Genomic DNA, 22013 nt, shown 5'->3' on the forward strand with positions numbered 1-22013 from the left:
CCGGCGGACAAATGAAGCGGCAAGGTGCTGTCGATGAGCGATTTCATTCAATACGCCGAAGAAGCCCGAGTCTGGATGATCACCACGACGTCCACCTCGTACGCCGTTCATCTCACGGCCGGGGGTCGGCTGATCAATCTGCACTGGGGATCCAGTATTTCACTGGCTGACGCGGTCCAACTGGCGGGCAAGTTGGACACTGATTGGGTTGGTGGCGCGGAAACAGCCATCGATGGAATTGAAGAGTACCCCGTCGAAGGCGGATTGCACTACCGCGAGCCGTCGCTCGCGGTTCGGTTCGCAGATCGAACCCGCGGTCTTGAATTACGGTTCTCGGAGGCGGAAATAATCGATTCCGCTACCACGCTCCGCCTGCACTTCGTCGACGAGTACTACCCCCTTCGGGTCACTCTCAACTACCGCGCCATCGCTGACTGCGGCGTCATTGAGCGATGGGTAGATCTTCGTCAGGACGGCGGCGGATACGGCGAAATCGAAATTCTGGTCTCGGCGTCGGCGGCTTGGACGATACCCTTTCTCGCAAACTACCGGATGAGTCATCTCCACGGGCACTGGTATGGCGAGAACCGGCTGGACCGGGCAGAAATTGCTCCGGGATCGTCCTTCCTGATCAATAGTAGGACCGGTACGACCGGGCACTTCGCGAACCCGTGGTTCGCCGTGGACGACGGTAATGCGCAAGAAGACAGTGGACGGGTGTGGAGCGGTGCCCTGGCGTGGAGCGGGTCTTGGACAATTGCGGGTAAACGATTTTCGAACGGCAAGTTTCAGGTTTCCGGCGGTGCCGGCCAAGATGGTTTTCGGACATGGCTGCTCACGCCGGAACAGCCGTTCACGACGCCGGTTTTCGCCGGCGTCTACTCGGCACGTGGTTTCGGCGAGATGAGTCGGAGCTGGCACGAATACTTGTGTCGGCGCGTATTGCCGTGTCCGGGAGAAGTGCGCCCGATTCTCTACAACTCCTGGGAAGCGACCAGGTTCGGCATCAATGAGGAGAATCAGGTCAAGCTCGCCGAAATCGCGAGTCGTATCGGTGTCGAGCTGTTTGTCATGGATGACGGTTGGTTCAAGGGAAGGAGTGGCGACAGTTCTGGGCTCGGTGATTGGACGCCGGATCCCGGGCGATTCCCGAACGGTCTGAGCCCGGTGATCGATGAGGTGCACGAGCTGGGTATGAAGTTCGGCCTCTGGATCGAGCCCGAGATGGTGAATCCAGACAGTGACTTGTACAGGTCGCATCCGGACTGGGTTTACCATTACGAGAATCGTCGGCGGAGCGAGTCTCGCAACCAGCTCGTGTTGAACCTGGCTCGCGCCGACGTGGCTGAATGGGTGCATGCGCAAGTAGATGGACTCCTGCGTCGACAGAAGATAGATTACATCAAGTGGGACATGAACAGGCCGCTCAGCGAAGCGGGGTGGCCGATGGAGAAGAGGAATCCGGAACGCGTCTGGATCGACCACGTGACGAATCTGTATGCGATCGTGGACCGCTTGCGGGAGGATCATCCGCATGTTGCGTTCGAGATGTGTTCGGGGGGAGGGGGAAGGGTTGACATCGGGATGCTTGCCCGTAGCGATGTCGTATGGGCCAGCGACAACACCGACGGCCTCGACCGATTGGCGATCCAGAACGGTTTCACGCAGATCTATCCTCCTCGGGTCATGTTGGGATGGGTGACCGACGATCACTTGAACCGCGGAGCCACGCCGTTGCGGTGGCGGTTCCACGTTGCGATGGCCGGGGTGCTGGGAGTCGGCGGTGACCTGTTGGGTTGGCCGGAAGAGCGGCTCAACGAAGCGGCTCAGCACATCGATTCGTACAAAGCCATTCGATCAACTGTTCAGCAGGGGCTGCTGTATCGGCTTGAGGCGCCCGGGGCCGGAGACCGCAGGACCGCCGTGCAGTACGTTGCCCGTGACCGGCGGCAGACCGTGGTGATCGCCTGGCTGCACGCCCAGCAATTTCGCTCCGAGAAGCCGCCCCTGCGGTTGCGTGGACTGGAACCGGATGCGGTTTATGAGCTGGTGGGCGATGGGGGCGCGTGGTCGGGAGTGCTACTGATGAATCATGGGATCGACTTGCCGCTGACCGGTGATTTCGACAGTCGGCTGCTGCATTTTGTTCGTAGATGAACCGGTGCCGGACTGGTGACGCGGAGATGAGGTCGCCGGCTTCGCATTATGCGACAGTGCTAAGCTGCCGATCTTCCACTGGGGAAGTGATTCTGCACGCTGCAATTATATGAGGAGGATCCGTGTCGACGAACGCGGTGCGATCGTTGCGGGACATGGCTGGATTGGCGACGCCGATGTCTCTGCGTGTTGCGGCCACCCTTGAACTCGCTGATGCCATTGGTGAGGGGGGCGCTACCGCAGGGGCCTTGGCGGGCAAGACCGGGGTCGCGGAGGAACCGTTGCGGCGGGTTCTCGACCACCTCGTCGCGATCGGCGTGTTCGAGCAGGAGGACGACCGCTACCTCGCCACACCGGAGAGCGGGCAGCTGAGCCGCAGCGATCCCAGCGGACTCTGGGAGTTGCTCGACATAAACAGCGCCATAGGCCGTGCGGAACTGGCCCTCGTGGAACTGCTGCCCGCGGTGACCAACGGGACGTCGGCGTACGCGCAGCGGTACGGCCGTGATTTCTGGCGCGACCTCGCCGAGCTGCCAGGGCTGCAGGAGTCGTTCGACCGGACGATGGTCGTCCGTTTCCGCGAGCTCGCGCCGCAGATCGCGCGGCGGTTCGACTGGGCGCGGTTCCCGACGATCGTGGACGTGGGCGGTGGCGCGGCCACCCTGCTGGTCGAGATCCTGCGTGCCCACCCGACGGTGACCGGCCGACTGGTCGACCTCGCCCCGACCGCCCGGGCCGCGACCGAGGTGTTGGCGGAGGCGGGCCTGACCAACCGCGCCGAAGCGGTGAGCGGGAGCTTCTTCGATCCGCTACCGACCGGCGCGGACGCCTACGTCCTCTCCGACATCCTCCATGACTGGAACGCGGCGCAAGCCCAGCAGATCCTCACCGGCTGTGCCCGCGCCGCCGGGCCGGGTGGCCGCGTGATCGTCGTCGAGCAGCTGCGTGAGGAGGCCGCCGACACGGCGATCGACTTGTTCATGCTGACCACGTTCGGGGGTCGCGAACGCACCAGCGCCGAACTTGCCGAGCTCGCTGTGCCGTGCGGTCTCCTGCTGCGGGACACCGTGCAGGTGGCGGAGTCCCGCACCCTGCTGGAATTCGTGGTCGCCGACTGATCAGGTGGCCGGCTGAACGGGCGGGGGAGATGCGCGTCTACCCCGCCATCCAGGTGTCCCGGTTGGACCCTTCCTCGGACTTCTCCACCTCGTCGACGTAATCGACGAGGTGGTTGAGCATTTCGGCCATCGCCCGGGTGACCTTCGGCATGAGCTTGACGCAGTGCGGGGGCAGACTCGCGATGAACACGTGCTGGTCCTGGTGCACCTGGATGTTCAGCCGCATCCACTGGATCAGCACCCGTCCCGCGTTCGTGCCCCGCAGGACCGGGTCGCGGGCGAGGGCCTCCGCCATCGTCATCGAGAGGTGCAACGGATCCGCTTGCTCCTCCTGGACCCGACGGGTTTTCCTGCTGTCCTGGGCTCCTTGCGAGTCCGACGCGCGCTCCGGGCCGCTCGACTCGAGCATGCGTTTGCGGATCGACTGGGCGGTGGACACCGAGATCTCCGCTGCGGCCGCGATCTGGCGGATTGTGGCCTGCGGGTGGGCGGCGATGTAGTCCATCGCCGTGCGGCGGCGCTCCGCGGAGTTCGTCGGCCGGGCACGTCCGTCCGTGCCGACCCGAGAGTCGCCAGGCTCGTCTAGCCTGGACTGGGTTCGGATCGCGCCGATCGTCTTGGCAGATAGACCGGAGAGCCGGGCCAGCGAGCGATCGGAGTACTGCGGGTACAGCCGGATGAGCCTTTCGGCCGCCAGCCGGCGATCGGCCCGGCTGAGTGGTAGGCCATGCCTGGTGTTGCACTGCACCGCCAGCAGGTAGGCCGACCGCTCGTCGCCGTCGAAGTAGTGGGCGGGGATGGTGGACTGTCCGGTCAGCTGGACGGCGTGAAGCCGGTGCATCCCGTCGATCACCCGCATGGTCGTCCGATCCACGATGATCGGCGGAAGATCGGGAAGTGCTTCCGCGAGCCTCGCGACGTGGTCAGTGTCCACACCGGACAGCCGCAAGCGCTGTGCCGGCAGCAGTTTCGCTATCGGGAGATGTTGCGTGCTGGAGCGATCGACACCGGATAGGGGCGCGTCCTCGGGCCTGGTCTCGCGGACGGCGTCCGCGTTCGTCCGGCGGAGGGCCGGGTAGTCGCTCTGCCTTCCGGCGCCTTTCTCGACGCGATGTCGGTGCAGGCCGTCGGCTTCCTTCTCGGTGGGCATCGTTCTCCAATTCTCGTGGACGGGCAGCACCCGCACCGGCCTGGGACTGTCCGCCGGTCGCGCTCGCGGCCGCGCCCAGGCGCGCGCGGGGTAGCCCGGACTCCGGTCGGCGCGATGTTCTGACTTCGTCCGCCAGCGGGAATCCCGGTCGCGAATCGCTTTCCCGACGCTCCAACAAGGTCTTGGCGGGTAGCGGTCGTTCCACTGAGGAAACGGGGGTGTGTGAGATCCGCCAATTCTGCGACGTCGGGAATCGACGTGCCGCACGAGGCGGTATCGAATAATCGGGAAAATTGCGATTAGTGGTCAACGGAGATCGGTTGACCGGTGGTCGCGGCGTTGCCTGTTAAAGTTAATTCGTTGTTCGGTGAATATGATAATAAACTAGTGCGAATATCGTCGACGCCAATCGAAGCATCGTTTGCGTGGACAGCGGGCACCGTTTCCCCCATGGCGTGAGCGGTGGCGGTAGCGCCAGCCGCGCTACCGCCCGATCTCGCTTGTTATTCTCGGTCAAAAAGCCACCAGGCGACAAGGCTTCCTGTCTGTTTCCCCCGAACAGAGCAAGCTTGTCGAAGTCCATAACGAGTGGTGCGCACTTTACCAGCCGAGGCCGCTTCGGGGGCTTGCGGAAGCCTTGTTACATTCGTGTTTCCGTAGTTCTGGGGAGGCAATTTACCATTCGTCGCCCGAGGTGGATTGCGCGCGACATTAATTGCGGACATTGCTCGGGCTGTCCGAAACAGTTGTCGCCGGGCACCCGGGGCCGGCCGTGCCGGGCCGGCACACCCGTCGAATCCAAGCGGTCAGCCGGTGGCGAGGACTTCCGCGAACCGGTCGACCAGCGCCACAGCCTGGTGCGGATTCAGCCGCGGGTCACAGGCGGAGGTGTACCGACAGGGGTCCGGCCCCGTTGCCAGGTCCGCGCCGGTGTCCACGCACTCGATCACCCCGTCCGGGGTGATCTCCAGATGCAGTCCACCGGGGTGGACCCCGTGCAGCCGGAGCACCGCGCAGAACCGCTCGATCTCGTCGGTCATCCGGCGCAGGACCCGGGTTTTCAACCCCTGGGCCGAACGGACCGTGTTGCCGTGCATGGGGTCGCTCAGCCACACAACGCGGTCCGCGTGTTCGCCCAGGGCCTGGACGATCAGCGGCAGCCGCTCACCGATCCGGTCAACGCCCATCCGGACGACCAGGCTCAGCCGGCCCGGCGCGCCGTTCTCGGCCAGCCGCGCCACCAACGCCACCACGTCGGCCGGGGTGGCGTCCGGCCCGATCTTCACCCCGACCGGGTTGGTGATCTCGGCGGCGAACTCGACGTGCGCGCCGCCGGGGTCGCGGGTGCGTTCGCCGATCCAGACCGTGTGCGCCGAGGAAGCGAAGACGCCGCCGAGCACCGGATCCGGGCGTAGCAGAGCGCGTTCGTAGTTCAGCAACAGCGCCTCGTGGCTGGTGTACGTGGCCGGGCCCGACGCGAGGGTGCGGAGCCCGCGGGACGTGTGCGCGTAGGCCGCCAGCAGCCGCTGTGGATCGGGCCGTCGAGCTGTCCCGGTCGGGGCTCGGTCGTTGACCGCGTCGCCGAGGTAGACGGGGATCTCGACGCCGTCGTCACCGGCCTCCGTCTGGCGTGACCGCGGCTTGGCGTACTGGCCCGCCAACCGCCCGACCACGACCGGTGCTCGCCCCGTTCGACGCAGTCGCCCGCCGAGTTCGTGCAGTTGTGCCGCCTTGGCCCGGATCCGGTCCGGCGCCGAGTCGGTGAACAGTTCTGCACAGTCGCCTGCCTGCAGCACGACGCCCTCGCCCCGCGCGACTGCCGCCAGCTCCTCGACCAGGCAGGCGCAGTCCTCGGCCTCCACCAGCGGCGGCAGCCACCGCAGCCGGTCAAGTACCTCGCGCAGGGTGTCCGGCTCCGACCACGCCGGCTGGTGCGCGGCAATCAGCTCCGATGCAGCGGTCACGATCGTCCTTCGGGGTGTTCGGCGAATGGGGGCGGCGACGCACCGGATTCATGTGCGACGACACGTTGCAGGTAGCGGCGGTACAGCCGCAGCGAGGGGCCGTCGGGGCAGGTCTCCTGCCAAGGCTTGTGACGGCCGCTGAAGTGCAGGATCGCCGCACGGGATTCGCTCTGGTGCAGGGAATGCAGCGGCAGTACGTGTTCGGAACGGTGCACGTAGTCGGGCCGGGCCGCGATCGTGGACATCGGGAAGGTGTTCCACCGCGGGTCCAGGCGTTGCCAGCGTCCGTCCGCTGCCCAGTTCAGCGCGTCCTGGTCGTGGTGCACCGCGCATTCGGGGTACTTCACCAGGAACTCGTCGGCCCGCTGGAACAACTCGGTCTCCGCACACGCCGCGAGGTCGAACAGGATCACGCCAGCGTTGAAGTACTCCCGTTCGAGGGGAATGCCCAACTTGTGCCACCGTTCGGCGGCCTCGCGAAATCGGAACTGCGGGCCGGTCGGGTCCGGCACCGCCGCCAACGGGTAGCCGCCGGTCGAAAGCTCCAGCAGCGGCGCGATATCGGTGAGGATCACCATGTCAGCGTCGACGTACAGCACCCGCTGTTCGTCGGGGAACATATCCCCGATCTGCAACCGCAGGTACGTCGCTTTGGTGATCCGGGACGAGACCGGCAGATCCCGCCCGACCAGGTCTGTGCGCCGCAGTTCCAGGTGCAGGTCGAGCCGTGCGGTGTGAAACCGCAACCGTTCGACGCTGTCCGGGGCCAGATCCTCGTACAGCAGGATCAACCGCATCTTGTCCAGCGAATGCGCATTGGTGCGCGCCAGCGATTCCATGAGCACGCACAGCGGTAGGACGAATCGGCTGTCGATAGCGCACACGATGGGAGTGGTGCCGGCACGGGAATGTATCGGACGGGCTCCGGTCCGGAGGCCGCCGCTGCTTGTCGGAGTCATTGCATCCTTTTCTTTCCGGTGTGCCGACACGGGGTCAGCCGAACCGTATGTACGGCGCTAGCGGATCACTCGGCCGCGATGCGCACGATTTGATCCGCGAGCGAGCCGATCGACCGGGCGTCGCGGATGACGTCGTCCCGGTCGCTCAGGGAGACGTCGAAGTCGTCCTCAGCCCGGGCCAGCAGCTGCAGCAGCGCCACGGAGTCGAACCCGGCGACCAGCCCGAGGTCGCTGTCCTCCCCGACCGCGTCTACATCGCGGTCGGGCACCAGTTCGCCGACCCAGGTCGTGAGCCGGTCAACAACCGTCGATCGATCGAGCATCGCATCCTCCGCGCGAAATGGGGTCCGGCCGAATGCCTCGGCCGCGTAGTGGTTCGTCCGCACTGCGCTCGCCATGGGCCAGCGCCTCCCGGAACGCCCCGCGTGCAGGGCCGGTGGAGGCATCGGTCGCCGCCCGGATGGCGAATTCCTCCATGGCCAACAGAATTGGACGAGGTCCGGACACGGGCACGTAGCGCCGGTCCAGCATCACCACCGGTTCCGGGCCTACCGGACTCTGGCGGATCTCGACGTAGAACCGGTTGTCGTAGAAGTCCAGGACCTCCGTCGGCCGCAAGTTGGTTCGCGAACGTAGGGCGCCGAGCCGCGCGACGGGATGTGCCGGCTCCGGGGGAGCTGCCGCAGCCAGATCGCGGAAATCGTTGTGCATCACGTCCAGGCGGGTGGGATCGAGGATCGCGTCCAGCTCCGGAACGCGGTACCGGCCCATCGCGTAGCCACGGACGCTGGCGGCCATCGACCGCTGCACGACCTCGTCGAACGGTGCCTCGCCCACCGCCACATCGAACGCGCAGGCCTGGGAGATGTTGCCGATGTAACTCTGCTCGGCTGCGGTGAACCGGTTGGAGATCATGCATCGCAGCACGCTCATCGGCCGCCTGGACAGGACGGAGACCGCGACGGCGGTGAGCGCGACGTACACCGCGGGGGTGGTGACCCGGTTGCGGCACGCGATGTGGTCGACGGCCAAGCCCAGGGCCGGGGAGTGCATCGAGGCACGAAGCCAGCGCCCCGGCGAGTCGAACGGCACCTCCTGGGCGAAGTTGGTCACGTCCACCCGCTCGATCAGCTGACGCCACCGCGCGATGACGCGCCCATTGCGTGTCTCCCCGGCTGGGCTGTGTTCGTCCCGCGCTCGGGATACCGGGGTCAGTGGCGGCGGTTCGTCGGGGACCGGGTGGCCGGCGAGCCTGGCGGTGATCTCCTCGACCAGCCGGTTGCGGCCCAGCCCGTCGATGGACAGGTGGGAGATCACCAGCACCAGCCACGTTGGGTGCCCCGCGTCATGCAGGATCGTGGCACGTACCGGGAGTTCGGTGTCGTGCTGGAACGAGTGGCCAGCCAGTTCGTCCGCGAGATCCGCTGCGCTGCCGTCCGTGTCGGGTCGGATCGCCACGGTCAGCTCACCAATCCCCGCGACCCGTTGCAGCACCGATCCATCGGGTTGCTCGGCGTAGGTCGTGCGCAGTGACTCGTGCCGGGCCAGCAGGTCACGCAGCACATTCCCCACCGCCTGCACGTCCGGACCGGCAGGCACGGGCACCGCGAACCGCACGTTCAAGTACGCGTCGTGCGGCCGGAACTCCTGCACGGCGAGCCAGATCCCGAACTGCGACCAGGTCAACGGGGCGGTGGCCGCAGTGGAGGCGAATGAAACGGTGATGGTTGACGGTACGGGCCGGATGGACAGGGACATGCCAGTCAGCTCCTCATTCGGGGCACCGCGGTGGCTACTCCGCGGAACGGCGCACGCCGCGGTCGACCTTGCCTGCGATGAAGTCTTCGACCGCTTGGTAGGCGGCGGAGTCGGAGTACTGCTCCGGCGGCGACTTCATGAAGTACGATGAGGCGGACAGGATCGGCCCGCCGATGCCCCGGTCCTTGGCGATCTTGGCGGCCCGGATGGCGTCGATGATGATCCCCGCCGAGTTCGGCGAGTCCCACACCTCCAGCTTGTACTCCAGGTTCAGCGGCACGTCGCCGAACGCGCGGCCCTCCAGCCGGATGTAGGCCCACTTCCGGTCGTCCAGCCACGGCACGTAGTCCGACGGCCCGATGTGCACGTTGCGCTTGCCGAGGTCGCGGTCCACCTGCGAGGTCACCGACTGCGTCTTGGAGGTTTTCTTCGACTCCAGCCGCTCCAGTTCCTTCATGTTCAGGAAGTCCATGTTGCCGCCGACGTTCAGCTGCATCGTGCGGTCCAGGTGCACGCCGCGGTCCTCGAACAGCTTGGCCAGCACCCGGTGCGTGATGGTCGCCCCGACCTGCGACTTGATGTCGTCGCCGACGATCGGCACGCCCGCGTCGGTGAACTTCTGCGCCCACTCCGGGTCGGAGGCGATGAACACCGGCAGCGCGTTGACGAAGGCCACCCCGGCATCCAGCGCGCACTGCGCGTAGAACTTGTCCGCCTCCTCGGAACCCACCGGCAGGTAGGCCACCAGGACGTCGACCTCGGCGTCCTTGAGTGCCTGCACGACGTCCACCGGCTGGTCGTCGGATTCCTCGATGGTCTCCCGGTAGAAACGGCCCATGCCGTCGAAGGTGTGGCCGCGCTGCACGGTGACGCCCAGCGGCGGCACGTCCGCGATCTTGATGGTGTTGTTCTCGCTGGCGACGATCGCCTCGGAGAGGTCGCGGCCGACCTTCTTCGCGTCCACGTCGAAGGCTGCGACGAACTTCACGTCGCGCACGTGGTAATCACCGAAGTTGACGTGCATCAGGCCGGGCACCCGGGTGCCCGGGTCCGCATCGGCGTAGTAGTGGACGCCCTGCACCAGCGACGCCGCGCAGTTCCCGACGCCCACGACGGCCACCCGGACGCGGCGTCCGGCAGTGTCCTCCTGTGGTGCGACCATGGTTCTTCCTCCTCGGGACAGCACCTAGCCCTACGCCAGGCACACCGGGTGCGGTTGGGTTTGCTCGGCGACGAGTTTGGCCGGAGAACACACCCCCGCTACCCGGCCTCGTCCGTGCGCTGCGTGGTTACCAGTGCAGTCGAACCGCGTTGGCGACCACGGATTTCCGGGTTCTTCCAGAGAGGTTGCTTCGGGGCGGGTGCGTTCATCTGGACCGCTACCCGAGTCGAGCCCGGATGCGAGAGCCGCCGACGCGGTGCGCAGGCGAGCATTCGCATTGTCGATGCCTCGGCTACCCGTTCTATCGGAGAATCCGGAAACTTCGTTCTAGCGGCAAGGTGAGGTCAAGCCCCCAGGCAACCTCGGTGTCGCCGAAATTCTTGCGCGACACGGAAAGGTAGTGCGCCGTCATGTGCATCGGCAACGTTCGAGTCTGCAGCGGATCGCTTGCCTCGCAACGGTTGCCGCGCTCCCGCGAATTCGGCGTCGAATTGCCGACTCACTCGTGAAGCAGACGCTGGACGTGGAGAAAGCCTTAGCGGTACGGGTTTAACCGTCGCACCGACCACTGAGGAGGAAGTGATGGGCACCACCTTGGACCAGGTGCTGGCGGACGCAGGGCACGACGCGGCCGTCACCGTCGCCGGCAACCGCTGGACCGCCACCGAATTGCGGACGGCCGGGTTGCGAATGGCCGAGGATCTCGCGACCCGGTTCGCGCGACCGCGCTTCATCGTCAGTTCCACGGCCAATGCCGGGCTGATCACCACCATCGCGGTGGCCGCCGGTCATCTCGGCGCCGCCGTGCTCTACCTCGACCCGGCCGCAGAACCCGGTGACGAAGGCCTCCTGCTCAGCGATCATCCGCTTCGGAACGGGCACCGACTTGGCGGAGTGAGCCCGGACTGCTACGCGCTGGACCGCGGCCCGGCCGCCGGGGGAGAGCTGTTGCCCCCGGACTCGGTGATGTTCCGGACCTCCGGCTCCACCGGTATCCCGCGCGCCGTGGTGAAGTCGTTCTCCCGCGTGCTCAACGACAGCCGGCGCATCGCCGCCGCCCTGCACGGTCCGCAGCCGGAGCCGGTGGTTTCCGCTGTGCCGATCTTCCACTCCTACGGCTTCACCCACGCCCTGGTGGCCGGTTTCTTGGCCGGCGTGGTGACCACCTTCCACGCTCCCACCACGTTGCCTGCCGCGCTGGCCGCCACGATCGCCGACACCGGAGCGCGGACCCTCATCGGGCTTCCGGTGCAATACCAGCTGATCGCGGCCGCGTCGCCACATCGGTTCGCCGCGCTCACCCGCGCCGTGTCTGCCGGTGCACCGCTGCCTGTGGACGCGCTACGGCGGATCCGCGCGAATCACCGGTTCACCCTGCTCAACGTCTTCGGCACTTCGGAGACCGGAACCTGCACCATCACCGACGTCGCCACCGTCACGGAGGTCAATGGGATCGGCGAGCCGTTGCCCGGAGTGCGGGCAGAGGTCGACGAGGCAGGCGAGCTGATGATCCAGACCGATGCGCTGGCCGACGGCTACCTCGACGCAGGCGAGGTCCGGCCGCTGCCGGTGCGCGACGGCTGGTACCGCACCGGTGATCTGGCCGAGCGCGGTCCCGATGGGTTGCGGATCACTGGACGGGCCACGGACGTGATCAACATCGCTGGCCGGAAGACCACCCGCGGCAGGCTGGAGTCGGTCCTGGGCCAGCACCCGGACGTGCTAGAGGTGCAGGTCGTGGTCGCCGCAGACGAGGCACGGGGCCAGATCCCGGTGGCCCGGGTGGTGTCCCGGCACGGTGGCCCGGTGCCCGACCTGTTGAGTTGGAGCCGGGACCGACTCGCGGCCTTCGAGGTCCCGCGCCGAATCGAGCTGTGTGCCGAACTTCCCCGCTCGGCCACGGGAAAACTGCTCTACCGCGACGAGAGGTGACGGCGTTCGACCGTGGAAGTCCACGGTCGAACGCTCGTGATCGGCACTCGGGCCGATTGCCGATCACGGCACCGGCCCGGCAGCCTCACGATGAGGCTGCCGTGCCTGCGTCCGTCCCGCCCCTCCCGGGAGCTGCTTCTACCCAAACGACTTGAGGAGAAAGGAGTGTGTAGATGTTCGACCACTCTGGACAGATCGTTGACCTCTCCGTGTTGAAGGAGCGCTACTACGGCGATCCGCACGGTGTCCTGCGCGAGCTGCGCGACGCCGGCCCGGTGCACCGCGTGCGCACCCCCAGTGGTGATCCGGCGTGGCTGGTGCTGGGCCTCGACGAGATCCGCACGGTGCTCACCGACCCGAGCCTGAGCAGCGACCTCGGCCGCTGGGCAGGTTGGCCCGAGGCGGAACGAGGCGGGAGTTCGATCCTGGGCATGCTCACCTGCGACGAGCCCCGGCATCGCGAGCTCCGGAATCTTGCGGCAGGCGCGTTCACGAAGCCCAGGGTCACCCAGTTCCGGCCCCGCATCGAGGCGATCGTGGCCGACCTGCTGGACACGATCGGGTCGGCCGCGGAGACGGACTTGGTCGAGGAGTTCGCCTATCCGCTGACGATCACGGTGATGACGGAGCTGCTCGGCGTGCCTCACCTCGACCGCGCCGCGTTCCGGACCTGGACGAACGCGACCGTGACCGACGGCGACGGTGGTGATGTGGTCGCAGCGTCCCGGGAGCACATCCGGCAGGTGGTCCGCACCAAGCTGGAGCGTCCGGGGGACGACTTGCTGACCGAGATGATCAATGCCGAGGTCGATGGCGCGCCGGCGATGAGCTTTGAGGAACTGGTGTCGATGACCTACCTGCTGCTCATCGCCGGGCACGAGAGCACCACCAATCTGATCGCGAATACCGTGTTCACCGTGCTCTCCGACCCGGCAATGCGGGATCGGGTACGAGCGGGCGAGATCTCGGTGGAGCAGCTGGTCGACGAGTCGTTGCGCTTTGACCCGCCGCTGATGCTCTCCACCGGCCGCTTCACCACCAAGCCGCTTTCCATCGGCGGAACCCGGATTCCCGGCGGTGGTGAACTGGTGCTGCTGGCCTATGCTTCTGCCGAGCGGGACCCGGGAGAATTCCCCGAACCCGACCGCTTCTGCCCGGCGCGGAAGATCCGGCGCAGCCTGGTCTTCGGCGGCGGGAAGCACTACTGCATCGGGTCTACTCTCGCCCGTGCGGAGGCGACCGTGGCCCTGCGCGCGCTGTTCGACCGCTTTCCCGAGATGATCTTGCTCGGAACGCCGTCCCGTTGGCGCAGCACTGTGACCCGCGGTATCCAGCGGCTCGACGTTGGGCTGTGCGGATCGCCCGTCCAACGCTCCTAAGCCTGTCCCCGGATAGCCGCGCCTGTTGGCGATTGGGGGCGCCTGGACCCAGGTGTCCGCGCATTCGTCTCTACCAGACCGAAGGAGTAGCACGTGATCACCATGACCTACAGCCCGCACGCGCCGGCGGTGCCACCAGAGCGCGTCCTCGGTGTGGTCCGGCATGCGGTCGTGACCGAGGAACCGGTTTCGGCGGACCCGTGGCCCTCGGCGACGGTGCACACCGCGGCCAGCCCGGACCAGGCCTTCCACGAAATCTGGACCAGCACCAGGACGGTCAACAGCGGACGGTACAGGAACTTGATCTACGGCCATGACGGCGAGACGCTGTTCTGCGCGGCCGAGATACCCGACGCCGAACGGTTCCGGGATGCTGTGCGCCAGACCTACGACGCGTTGGTCGAACTGGTGCAGGGGCTCGGCTACCGTCTCTTCCGGGTCTGGAATCACATCGCGAACATCAATGCGGACAACGCTGACGGCCTGGAACGGTACCGGGACTTCTGCAAGGGCCGCGCGGAGGCGTTGGAGCACGCCACGAGGGACTGGATCGCTGATCTGCCCGCGGCCAGCGGCGTCGGCGCCCTCGGTGGCGGAGTGGTGATGTACTGCTTGGCTTCGCGGACCAGGACGCCGGTGCACTTCGAGAACCCCCGCCAGATTCCGGCTTACCACTACCCGCGGCAATACGGCCCACGTTCCCCGACCTTCGCCAGAGCCAGCCTGCTTCCTTGCGACACGGGTACTGCGGACGGTTTGCTCTACGTCTCGGGCACGGCCAGCGTCGTCGGGCACGAAACAGTATGCGTGGGCGACCTGAAAGGGCAGTGCCGCACCACGGTGGAGAACCTGGATCATCTCCTCAAGCACGTCGGGGAGCAGACGAACACCTCGATAGGATTGGCGGACTTCCGCTTCGCCAAGCTTTACGTCCGACATGCCGCTGATGTCCCGTTCGTGGCCGAGGAGTTCCGCCGGACCTTCGGCAGCGACACGGCGCTCCAAGTGCTCGGCGTCGACATCTGCCGCAGCGACCTCCTGGTCGAGGTCGAGGGTGTCGTGACGATGGCGTGATCCCGGGGTGACACTCGGCTTCATCGACTGGTCCCCCGGTTTCCTCGCCGAGACCACGATGGCTGAGGTCACCACATCGGCGGGCTCGGGGGACCGACGCCGTCGCGGACGCGGGTGGTGGCCAGATCACCGCCGACGGTCGGTACGCCAGCACCGCCGCCGAGTATCTGCACCGCCCGGTCCGCGACCCGGGAGGCCATCTCCATCTCGGTGCAGAAGTACTTTGCATTCGAGATGCGGTGCCGGGGGATGGTGTCGGTGTCGAACTCGCGGGCCACGTCGAGCACGAGCGCTCGACCCGCCTCGTCCGCGTCCTCGCCGACGAGCAGCACGTGCGGGGTGTGGTCCATCACCAGCCGGGCGGCCTTCACCGGGTTCTTGACGTTCTCGACGGCGGCCACCGCGCCGACGTCGAGGGTCCGTCCGTACCACGACACCGGACTGCTCAACTGGCTCGCCAGCTTGTGAGCCCAGCACTCATCACGAAGGTTATGCGCAGTGATCGACCCCCAAAACCGCTGTGACCAGGCCATCCCGGTCGACGCTGCGCATAACCCGGCGCTGTTCATAAGGCGGCATCCTCTCGCCGTTGCTGGCCAACATCGCGCTGTCTGCGCTCGATGAGCATTGGCACCGCGACTGGTTGCCCGGTGGGCGGATGGAAAGCCCGTACCAGCGCAGGAAACGTCGTCGGCACGGCCAGGCCAACTGGCGGATCGTCCGCTACGCGGACGATTTCGCGATCTTGGTCCACGGCTCCGCCGAGGACACCCGCAGCATTCAGAACGAAGTGGCCCAAGTACTCGAACCCCTGGGATTGAAGCTGTCACAAGCGAAAACCACGATCGTGAACATGGCCGATCGGTTCAGCTTCCTCGGGTTCCACATCCAGTGGCGCCGCAAACCAGGAAGTACCAAATGGTACGTCTACACGTTCATCGCCGACCGGCCCATCCGATCGGTGAAGGACAAGATCCGTGCCCTGCCCCGCAGGACGTCACAGGCATACCCGAAGGACGTGCTGATCCGGCTCAACCACAAATCGTGCACGGCTGGGCCAACTACTTCCGGCACGCAGTCGCGAAACACACCTTCCACATGCTCGGGGATTTCCTCTGGCGTCGCGTGATCATGTGGCTCAAGACAATGCATCGCTGGTCGTGGAAGGACATCCGCAAGCGGCTTCTCGGCCCGCACGGGGCTTGGTTGCCGATCACCGCGGACGACACCGAGTTGATCAACTTGTCGCGGACACCGCCGATCACCCGGTACCGCTACCGCGGCAACACGATCCCCAGCCCTTGGCCAACCTGACAACCACCCGACGACAGCAACCGTGGAGAGCCCGGTGCTCAGTAATGGGCACGCCGGGCTCGGCGAGCGGCCTGGAGAAACGGACCTGCGGCAACACCGGCACCGCGCTCCAGGCCGACTCAACCGCGACTGGGGTACGCCCGATGGCGGTATTCGCGTCGTGCTCTATGACAAGACTTCTCTGGAGAGGCTGAACCTGTCTGACGGTCAAGTTGAGTCCACCAGCTTCGCAGGTCGAGCGGCGAAGGTGCAGCGCGAAGCGTTGGGGCCCGGGGACTGCTCCGGAAGTGGGCTGGTGTGAGCGGCTCGGTGCGCCGCGCGATCGGTTCGTCCCGCCCGAGGTGTGGGTCGATGATCCCGTCACGGGCGGGTTCGTCTCGGTGTCCAGGAAGATCGACGAGGCGCGGTGGCGAGAACTGGTCGAGGCCGACGAGCCGATCATCACGCAGGTCGACGACGGCAAGACCCGGCCTGGAGCCGTCGGGTTTCAGCCGAGCAGCTCGTGCAGCAAGCCGTCGCTCGTGGCCGACATGCTCGATGCCCTTCATGTGGAGGAGGACCATCGGGTGCTGGAGATCGGCACGGGAACCGGCTGGAACGCGGCGAACCTCCGCGAGCGCGTGGGCGACGACGGCCAGGTGACCTCGATCGAGGTGGACCCCGAGCTCGCCGAGCAGGCGGTCCGAGCGCTGATCGGCGCGGGGTGCGCGGTCGTCGTGGTGACCGCGGACGGGACCAAGGGCTACCCGGATCGCGCGCCGTACGACCCCGGCTGATCGCCACCGCCTCCGTGCGCCGAATTCCCCAAGCGTGGATCGAGCAGACCCTTCCCGGCGGCGTGATTGTGACGCCGTGGGGCGCCGACTTCTGCAACGGAACTCTTCTCCGGCTCACCGTGCTGGCGGACGGTTCTGCGTCCGGGCGGTGCGGCAAGAACCTCCGGTTCATGCGGGTCCGCGAGCAACGCCGCGAGTTCCTCGACCCGACCGAGGCCGAGATTTCCGGCGCTGACAAGGAGAAACCCTCCCGAAGCGCAGTGGAGCTGTTCGAGATGACGGAGTTCTCGCGCGCTGCGTTCACGATCGGGCTTCGGGTTCCGAGCTGCTATCTCACCATCGAGGATATTGACGGCGATCATCGGCACATCGAGCTGCACGACGTTCGTACGGCATCGTGGGCGCGCGTGGCCATGGCGCGCGGGGCCGACTTCGAGGTCTACCAGCTCGGCCCGCGCCGGCTTTGGGACGAGGCCGATGCCGCGTACGCGTGGTGGCTCGAATCTTCTCGCCCATCACCCGACCGGTACGGGCTCACGATCACGGCCAGCGACCACGAGGTGTGGCTGGACGAACCGACCGGCCAGCACCGATGGACCTTGTAGGGTCTCAAATCAGGGTTCTCGCTAACCTTGGCGGCACCTCAGTAAGGTGTGCGCTCAGTGGGGAGGATGGCTTCGAGGAGCTCCTGCCCGATTCCCGGCGACGGTGTTTCTCCTGGAGGCGGAGGGGATCGGTGGCCGCGGGAAACTGCCCAGGTACGGCCAGTTGGGTGCCCGGTGGCGGTCATGAATTTTGCCCGCTGACGGTCACGAGATCGGCCCGACACGACTTGTTGTTCGACCTGTGCCTACGGGGTATGGGGCCCCTCCTCGGCTGAGCTTTGCGGTGACCAACCTTGCTCGGTTCCCCGACGGGTTCGGTCTCAGCGGGTTTGCCAGTGCCAGATAGATCCCCGGGACACCGCACAACGCACAATCCCTTCGGGGAAGGGCGAAGTGCCAGATGTTGTTAACACCGACGAGCGGAATCAAACGCTTCGCGCTTTCCGCTACACCGAGTTCGTGCGTAGCCACGTCCCCGCCTCACACTGCACATCCCGGATGTTGGTCCAGTCACGTCGAACCGCCACCGAGTCGACCCGCGCACTGATCAGGGTGAGCGTGCGGCCCGGGTCGACCGCGCCCGCGCGGATTCGCGACACGACGGTGGGCGCGCATGCCTCTGTCCGGGTGAATGTGCTCGCTCTGAGAGGGCATTTGATCTCTATTTAGGCTAATATGCCCATTTTGCGTGGATCGTTTCGCCAGGTTTGGGTGGATTCTCCGGCCAGCGAGCGGCTCATTATGTTAGTCATCGCCCAGAGGACCATCGTGCGTGAACGCCGGGCAGGGCCTCATAGTCGCGCACGAGTCGGCGGTGTTGCATCAGCCAGCCCAGGGTGCGCTCCACTACCCAACGACGGGGTAACACATGAAAGCCCTTGGAAGTAGGGCGTTTGACGACATCGACCTCGATATCCCGTTGCGCACCATAAGATATGACGGACGTGTTGTAGCCGCCATCCACCCACGTCTCCGACACGCTTGGATGCTCAGCAGCCAGATTATCCAGAACTTGTTTTCCACCAGCGGAATCCTGCACCGACGCAGCAGTGACGATCACAACAAACAGGAGGCCCAACACATCGGTGGCGATGTGCCGCTTCCTGACCTTGATCTTTTTGCCTGCATCAATTCCCTGGCTGGACTCACCGACATTGCACGACGTTTTGACACTCTGGGAGTCAATGATCGCCGCAGTCGGGGTCGCCGCCCGGCCTTTCGCGACACGGACTTGTTGGCGCAGCAGATCATGCAAGGTCTCGGTCGTGCCGTCGACATCCCACTTCGCATAGTAGTCATACACCGTCTGGTACGGCGGGAAGTCGTGCGGCAGGTACGCCCACGCGATCCCGGTCCGGCACACGTACAGAATCGCGTTGACGATCTCGCGAAGATCATGCACCCGCGCCGCCACGCCCGGCCCGCGCCGCGCGGCACGCCATGCCGTCAACGTCGGCTCGATCAACGCCCATCGGGCATCGGACAGGTCGCTGGGGTACGCGCGCCGGACACTCACAAGTCGATCAAGATATCAGGCGCTATCCGAAACGGACAGATCAACATCAAACGAGATCAAATGCCCTCTTAGACAACTGGGAACTGTTCCGCATCGGTTTCCTGACCACGATCAAGCTGTTCCTGGTCGCCGGGGCGCTGAGTTTGGTGCTGGGAACGCTTCTGGCGGCCTGCCGAGTGTCCTCGTTGCCGGCACTGCGAGCGGTCGGCACCGGTTACGTCAACACGGTGCGCAGCACTCCGCTGGTATTGGTGTTCGCCTTCCTCGTGTTCGCCGCTCCGAAGATGGGCATCGAGCTACCTTCCTTCTTCTGGGCGGCGATCGCGGCGCTCACCGCGTACACGAGCGCCTTCATCTGCGAGGTGGTGCGGTCGGGTATGAACACCGTTCCTGCCGGGCAGGCGGAGGCTGCGCGCTCGGTCGGCATGACATTCCTCCAGGTCTTGGGGATCGTGGTCTTGCCGCAGGCCTTCCGCGCGATCATGCCACCGCTAACGAGTACGGCGATCGCGTTGCTGAAGAACACCACTATCGCTGCTGGATTCTCGGTGGTGGAGGCCGGATCGATGAACCACGTGCTCTACGACGCACCCGGTCCGCGGGCCGTGGTCAGGAACAAGATCGCCGATGTCGTGGTGGTGGCTGTCCTGGTTGCCGCGATCGGCTGGATCATCTACCGCTTGTACGATTCCGGGCAGTTCGAGCTGCGCCGGTGGGAGCAGTTCCAGTACGTAGCGATCCAGCATCAGCTGCTCGAAGGTTTGTGGAACACGCTGCGGGCAGCGGGAATCGCGGCGGTCCTCGCGATCGTGTTCGGTACGGTGTTCGCATCGGCACGGATCAGCGACCATGCCTGGGTTCGAGTACCGGCCATGGTGGTGGTCGAGACCTTCCGCGCGGTTCCGATGCTGATCCTGATGTTCTTCTTCTACTACGGATCCCTGCAGTACGACCTCGGTTTGTCACCGATGTGGGCGGTCGTGCTCGGCTTGACCCTCTACAACGGATCGGTGCTCGCTGAAGTCTTCCGAGCCGGCCTCGTGGCGGTCCCAGTCGGACAGCGAGAAGCCGCGTACGCGATCGGCTTCCGGAAGAACCAGGTCGTCCGGACGATCCTGCTACCGCAGGCAGTGCGAACGATGCTTCCAGCGATCATCAGCCAGCTGGTCATCCTGCTGAAGGACACCTCGCTCGGCTTCATCATCACCTACAACGAACTCCTCTACGTGGGACGGCAGATGGGGGCTCGCCAGGAGTTCGGGTTCCCCTACATTCCGACGTACATGGTCATCGCAGTTGTTTACATCGGACTGTGCGGATTGCTGACCCTGCTGGCGAACCGGCTCGAGGTCAGAAGTCGGCGGGCGGTCAAGACGGCGCGTTCGCCGCTCAGCAGTGATGCGCCTGCCACCCGGGACACTGCACGACCGGACGACAAGATCCCAATGGGCAAACCTTGACATGTTGTTCCCCTCCGGCGTGAACCGCGTGGCAGTCGATGTGCTGGCCGATCAGGCGTCGGCCCGCGATCGAGAGACACGCCCAGGGTACGAGATCGGGAAGGTGCAAGGACTGATCGCGATGAACGATCCAACACGAGGCGAAGCTGTCGACCAACCATGGCGTGGAGAAGTGTGCGCTGTCTTCGCCGCCGAAACGGCGGGTGTCGAGATGCACGCGGTGACCGCAGCGCAGCTGGTTGCCGGTGTGGGTATGGAGGGGGACAGGTACGCGCTCGGCAAGGGCCACTACTCGCACCTGTGGCACCCTGACCGCCAGCTCACGTTGATCGCCCAAGAGGTGATCGACGACGTGGCCCGTGCCATCGGTGAACCGATCGACGGCGTCGAGTTGCGGCGCAACGTCGTCACCCGCGGAGTTCCCCTCAACTCGCTGGTCGAGAAGTACTTCGCCGTGGGGGAAGCCATCGTGTACGGCGGTCGCCTCAACGTTCCGTGCAGGTACCTGGAACGGCTGATCGACAAGAAGGTGTTCGAGCCGCTGCTTGGGTGTTCCGGGCTCAATTGCCAGATCCTGCGTGGCGGCACGGTCCGCCCCGGGGACGTCGTGCGCCCTCTCCGCCCTGGTGAGGAGAACGCGATCGAGGTTCCTGTGGCTTTGGTGGGGAAGGACGCCGGATGAGTGTGCGGTTGTTGATGGCCGCCCGGCTGAAGGCTGAATCGTGGCCAGCGTCCGACGTCCGAGAACTGACCTTCGAGCCGGTCCACAGAACCGAGTTCCCCCCGTTCATCCCGGGAGATCACGTCCAGGTACAGCACCAGAACGGGACCACGAGATTACTCGCTCATAGGGCCAGCCAACGATCTTTCCACTTACCGCATCGCGGTTCGCAGGGAGAGCGGTGGCCGCGGCGGCTCAGTCCTGTTCCAGGACGAGTTGGCGCTGGGGGATCTGGTGTTCGTGTCCTGCCCGCAAGGCGGCATGCGGATCGACTCCGCCGCTGCGCACCACGTGTTCGTCGCCGGCGGGATCGGGATCACGGCAGTGCTGGGGCTGCTGGGCGGATTGCCGCGTGGAGCGTCGAGCGAAGTCCACTACTGCGTACGCAACCGCGTCGATGCTGCCTATCAGGATGTCCTGGAGCGATCAGGTGCGAAGCTGGTCCTGCACGAGTCCAGCGCAGGTGGTCGGCTCGATGTGCCGGCCTTCGTGGAGGACTTGCCTCGGGAAGCCACCCTGTACTACTGCGGTCCACCGAGTCTCATGGCCGCGATCGCCGACGCCACATCCCACTTCGACCCGGCGCGCGTTCGCTGCGAGAGTTTTACCGGTGTGACAACCGAACCAGGGGAGAAGCTCGGCGACGCTTTCGACGCCTGGCTCGTCCTGTCGAAGCGAGTGATTCGCGTCCCCGAGGACGAGTCGCTCCTGCAAGCGGTGCTGCGCGAGAACGTGCCCGTCGACTACTCGTGCGAGGGCGGTGCATGCGGCAGCTGCGTCCTCGAAGTGGTCGACGGGGAGATCGACCACAGAGATCTGTGTCTGAGTGAAGAAGAGCGCAAGGAGGTCATGACCTCAATGCCGCTTAGCCTATTTTGATCATGCTGCTGTGTGGGTGAGTTGGATGCTGGGCGGGCTGTCGTGGCGGGTTCCGGTGTCGGTGGGTTTTTTGACTCGGTAGGCGTTGT

The 22013-nt window shown here is 65.7% G+C and carries 19 protein-coding genes and 2 pseudogenes; 13 read left to right on the plus strand and 8 right to left on the minus strand.

The genetic code is table 11. The annotated features are described in order from the left end of the window. Positions 1-33 precede the first annotated feature (33 nt). Positions 34-2157, plus strand: a complete 2124-nt coding sequence (locus FDZ84_RS28680; RefSeq protein ID WP_168588402.1) for an alpha-galactosidase — start codon at positions 34-36, stop codon at positions 2155-2157. A gap of 122 nt (positions 2158-2279) precedes the next feature. Beyond that, complete coding sequence (locus tag FDZ84_RS28685; RefSeq protein ID WP_246868500.1) at positions 2280-3275, plus strand: methyltransferase; 996 nt, start codon at positions 2280-2282, stop codon at positions 3273-3275. Positions 3276-3312: 37 nt separating this feature from the next. On the opposite strand, the gene FDZ84_RS28690 is transcribed toward FDZ84_RS28685, so the two are convergent. From FDZ84_RS28690 to FDZ84_RS28715, 6 genes are all read right to left on the minus strand, one after another. After that, positions 3313-4425 (minus strand): ParB/RepB/Spo0J family partition protein, encoded by a 1113-nt coding sequence (locus tag FDZ84_RS28690; RefSeq protein ID WP_168588403.1) that lies wholly within the window; start codon positions 4423-4425, stop codon positions 3313-3315. Between the two features lie 806 nt (positions 4426-5231). Beyond that, positions 5232-6389 carry a 3-deoxy-7-phosphoheptulonate synthase gene (locus FDZ84_RS28695; protein WP_168588404.1) on the minus strand — a complete coding sequence of 386 codons (1158 nt, stop codon included), beginning with the start codon at positions 6387-6389 and terminating at the stop codon, positions 5232-5234. Continuing rightward, complete coding sequence (locus FDZ84_RS28700; RefSeq protein WP_256413585.1) at positions 6386-7348, minus strand: glycosyltransferase family 8 protein; 963 nt, start codon at positions 7346-7348, stop codon at positions 6386-6388. Before FDZ84_RS28700 ends, FDZ84_RS28695 begins: the two co-directional genes overlap by 4 nt. Positions 7349-7413: 65 nt before the next feature. Continuing rightward, positions 7414-7671 (minus strand): acyl carrier protein, encoded by a 258-nt coding sequence (locus FDZ84_RS28705; protein WP_168588406.1) that lies wholly within the window; start codon positions 7669-7671, stop codon positions 7414-7416. Next, entirely contained in the window at positions 7646-9106 is a 1461-nt protein-coding gene (locus tag FDZ84_RS28710) for a condensation domain-containing protein (protein ID WP_168588407.1), read from the minus strand. Before FDZ84_RS28710 ends, FDZ84_RS28705 begins: the two co-directional genes overlap by 26 nt. A 34-nt stretch (positions 9107-9140) precedes the next feature. Further along, positions 9141-10268, minus strand: coding sequence for an inositol-3-phosphate synthase (locus FDZ84_RS28715; protein WP_168588408.1), 1128 nt, complete (start codon positions 10266-10268; stop codon positions 9141-9143). Between the two features lie 582 nt (positions 10269-10850). Between FDZ84_RS28715 and FDZ84_RS28720 the strand changes: the two genes are divergently transcribed. From FDZ84_RS28720 to FDZ84_RS28730, 3 genes are all read left to right on the plus strand, one after another. Continuing rightward, a complete protein-coding gene (locus FDZ84_RS28720) occupies positions 10851-12200 on the plus strand; it encodes a class I adenylate-forming enzyme family protein (RefSeq protein WP_168588409.1) in 1350 nt (449 codons plus the stop codon). A gap of 173 nt (positions 12201-12373) precedes the next feature. Beyond that, a complete protein-coding gene (locus tag FDZ84_RS28725) occupies positions 12374-13579 on the plus strand; it encodes a cytochrome P450 (RefSeq protein ID WP_168588410.1) in 1206 nt (401 codons plus the stop codon). A gap of 102 nt (positions 13580-13681) precedes the next feature. After that, on the plus strand, positions 13682-14653 hold the full coding sequence (locus tag FDZ84_RS28730) for an FkbO/Hyg5 family chorismatase (RefSeq protein WP_246869244.1): 972 nt from the start codon (positions 13682-13684) through the stop codon (positions 14651-14653). Positions 14654-14721: 68 nt separating this feature from the next. Here FDZ84_RS28730 and FDZ84_RS28735 read toward each other — a convergent pair whose 3' ends face one another. After that, positions 14722-15090, minus strand: a complete 369-nt coding sequence (locus tag FDZ84_RS28735; RefSeq protein ID WP_246868502.1) for an isoaspartyl peptidase/L-asparaginase — start codon at positions 15088-15090, stop codon at positions 14722-14724. A 152-nt stretch (positions 15091-15242) separates the two neighbouring features. Between FDZ84_RS28735 and FDZ84_RS28740 the strand changes: the two genes are divergently transcribed. From FDZ84_RS28740 to FDZ84_RS28750, 4 genes are all read left to right on the plus strand, one after another. Beyond that, complete coding sequence (locus tag FDZ84_RS28740; RefSeq protein ID WP_210435187.1) at positions 15243-15782, plus strand: reverse transcriptase domain-containing protein; 540 nt, start codon at positions 15243-15245, stop codon at positions 15780-15782. Further along, positions 15752-15967, plus strand: coding sequence for a hypothetical protein (locus FDZ84_RS38145; RefSeq protein ID WP_371812697.1), 216 nt, complete (start codon positions 15752-15754; stop codon positions 15965-15967). Before FDZ84_RS28740 ends, FDZ84_RS38145 begins: the two co-directional genes overlap by 31 nt. A gap of 380 nt (positions 15968-16347) precedes the next feature. Further along, entirely contained in the window at positions 16348-16743 is a 396-nt protein-coding gene (locus FDZ84_RS28745) for an rRNA adenine N-6-methyltransferase family protein (RefSeq protein ID WP_168588413.1), read from the plus strand. 14 nt (positions 16744-16757) lie between these two features. Next, positions 16758-17348 carry a hypothetical protein gene (locus FDZ84_RS28750; protein ID WP_210435189.1) on the plus strand — a complete coding sequence of 197 codons (591 nt, stop codon included), beginning with the start codon at positions 16758-16760 and terminating at the stop codon, positions 17346-17348. Between the two features lie 665 nt (positions 17349-18013). Here the strand turns inward: FDZ84_RS28750 and FDZ84_RS28755 are convergent. Continuing rightward, positions 18014-18864 (minus strand): annotated as a pseudogene (locus FDZ84_RS28755) (IS5 family transposase). Between FDZ84_RS28755 and FDZ84_RS39485 the strand changes: the two are divergent. The 4 genes and pseudogenes from FDZ84_RS39485 to FDZ84_RS28770 form a co-directional block, all read left to right on the plus strand. Continuing rightward, positions 18789-19340: pseudogene (locus tag FDZ84_RS39485) on the plus strand (amino acid ABC transporter permease); the annotation flags it as partial. The pseudogenes FDZ84_RS28755 and FDZ84_RS39485 overlap by 76 nt on opposite strands. A gap of 90 nt (positions 19341-19430) precedes the next feature. Further along, on the plus strand, positions 19431-20324 hold the full coding sequence (locus tag FDZ84_RS39490) for an amino acid ABC transporter permease (RefSeq protein ID WP_246869245.1): 894 nt from the start codon (positions 19431-19433) through the stop codon (positions 20322-20324). Between the two features lie 121 nt (positions 20325-20445). Beyond that, complete coding sequence (locus FDZ84_RS28765) at positions 20446-21006, plus strand: MOSC domain-containing protein (RefSeq protein ID WP_168588416.1); 561 nt, start codon at positions 20446-20448, stop codon at positions 21004-21006. A gap of 300 nt (positions 21007-21306) precedes the next feature. Continuing rightward, positions 21307-21924, plus strand: a complete 618-nt coding sequence (locus FDZ84_RS28770) for a flavin reductase family protein (protein ID WP_168588417.1) — start codon at positions 21307-21309, stop codon at positions 21922-21924. Positions 21925-22013: the final 89 nt, after the last annotated feature.

The sequence above is a fragment of the Saccharopolyspora sp. ASAGF58 genome (assembly GCF_012277335.1).
Classification (GTDB): Bacteria; Actinomycetota; Actinomycetes; order Mycobacteriales; family Pseudonocardiaceae; genus Saccharopolyspora; species Saccharopolyspora hattusasensis.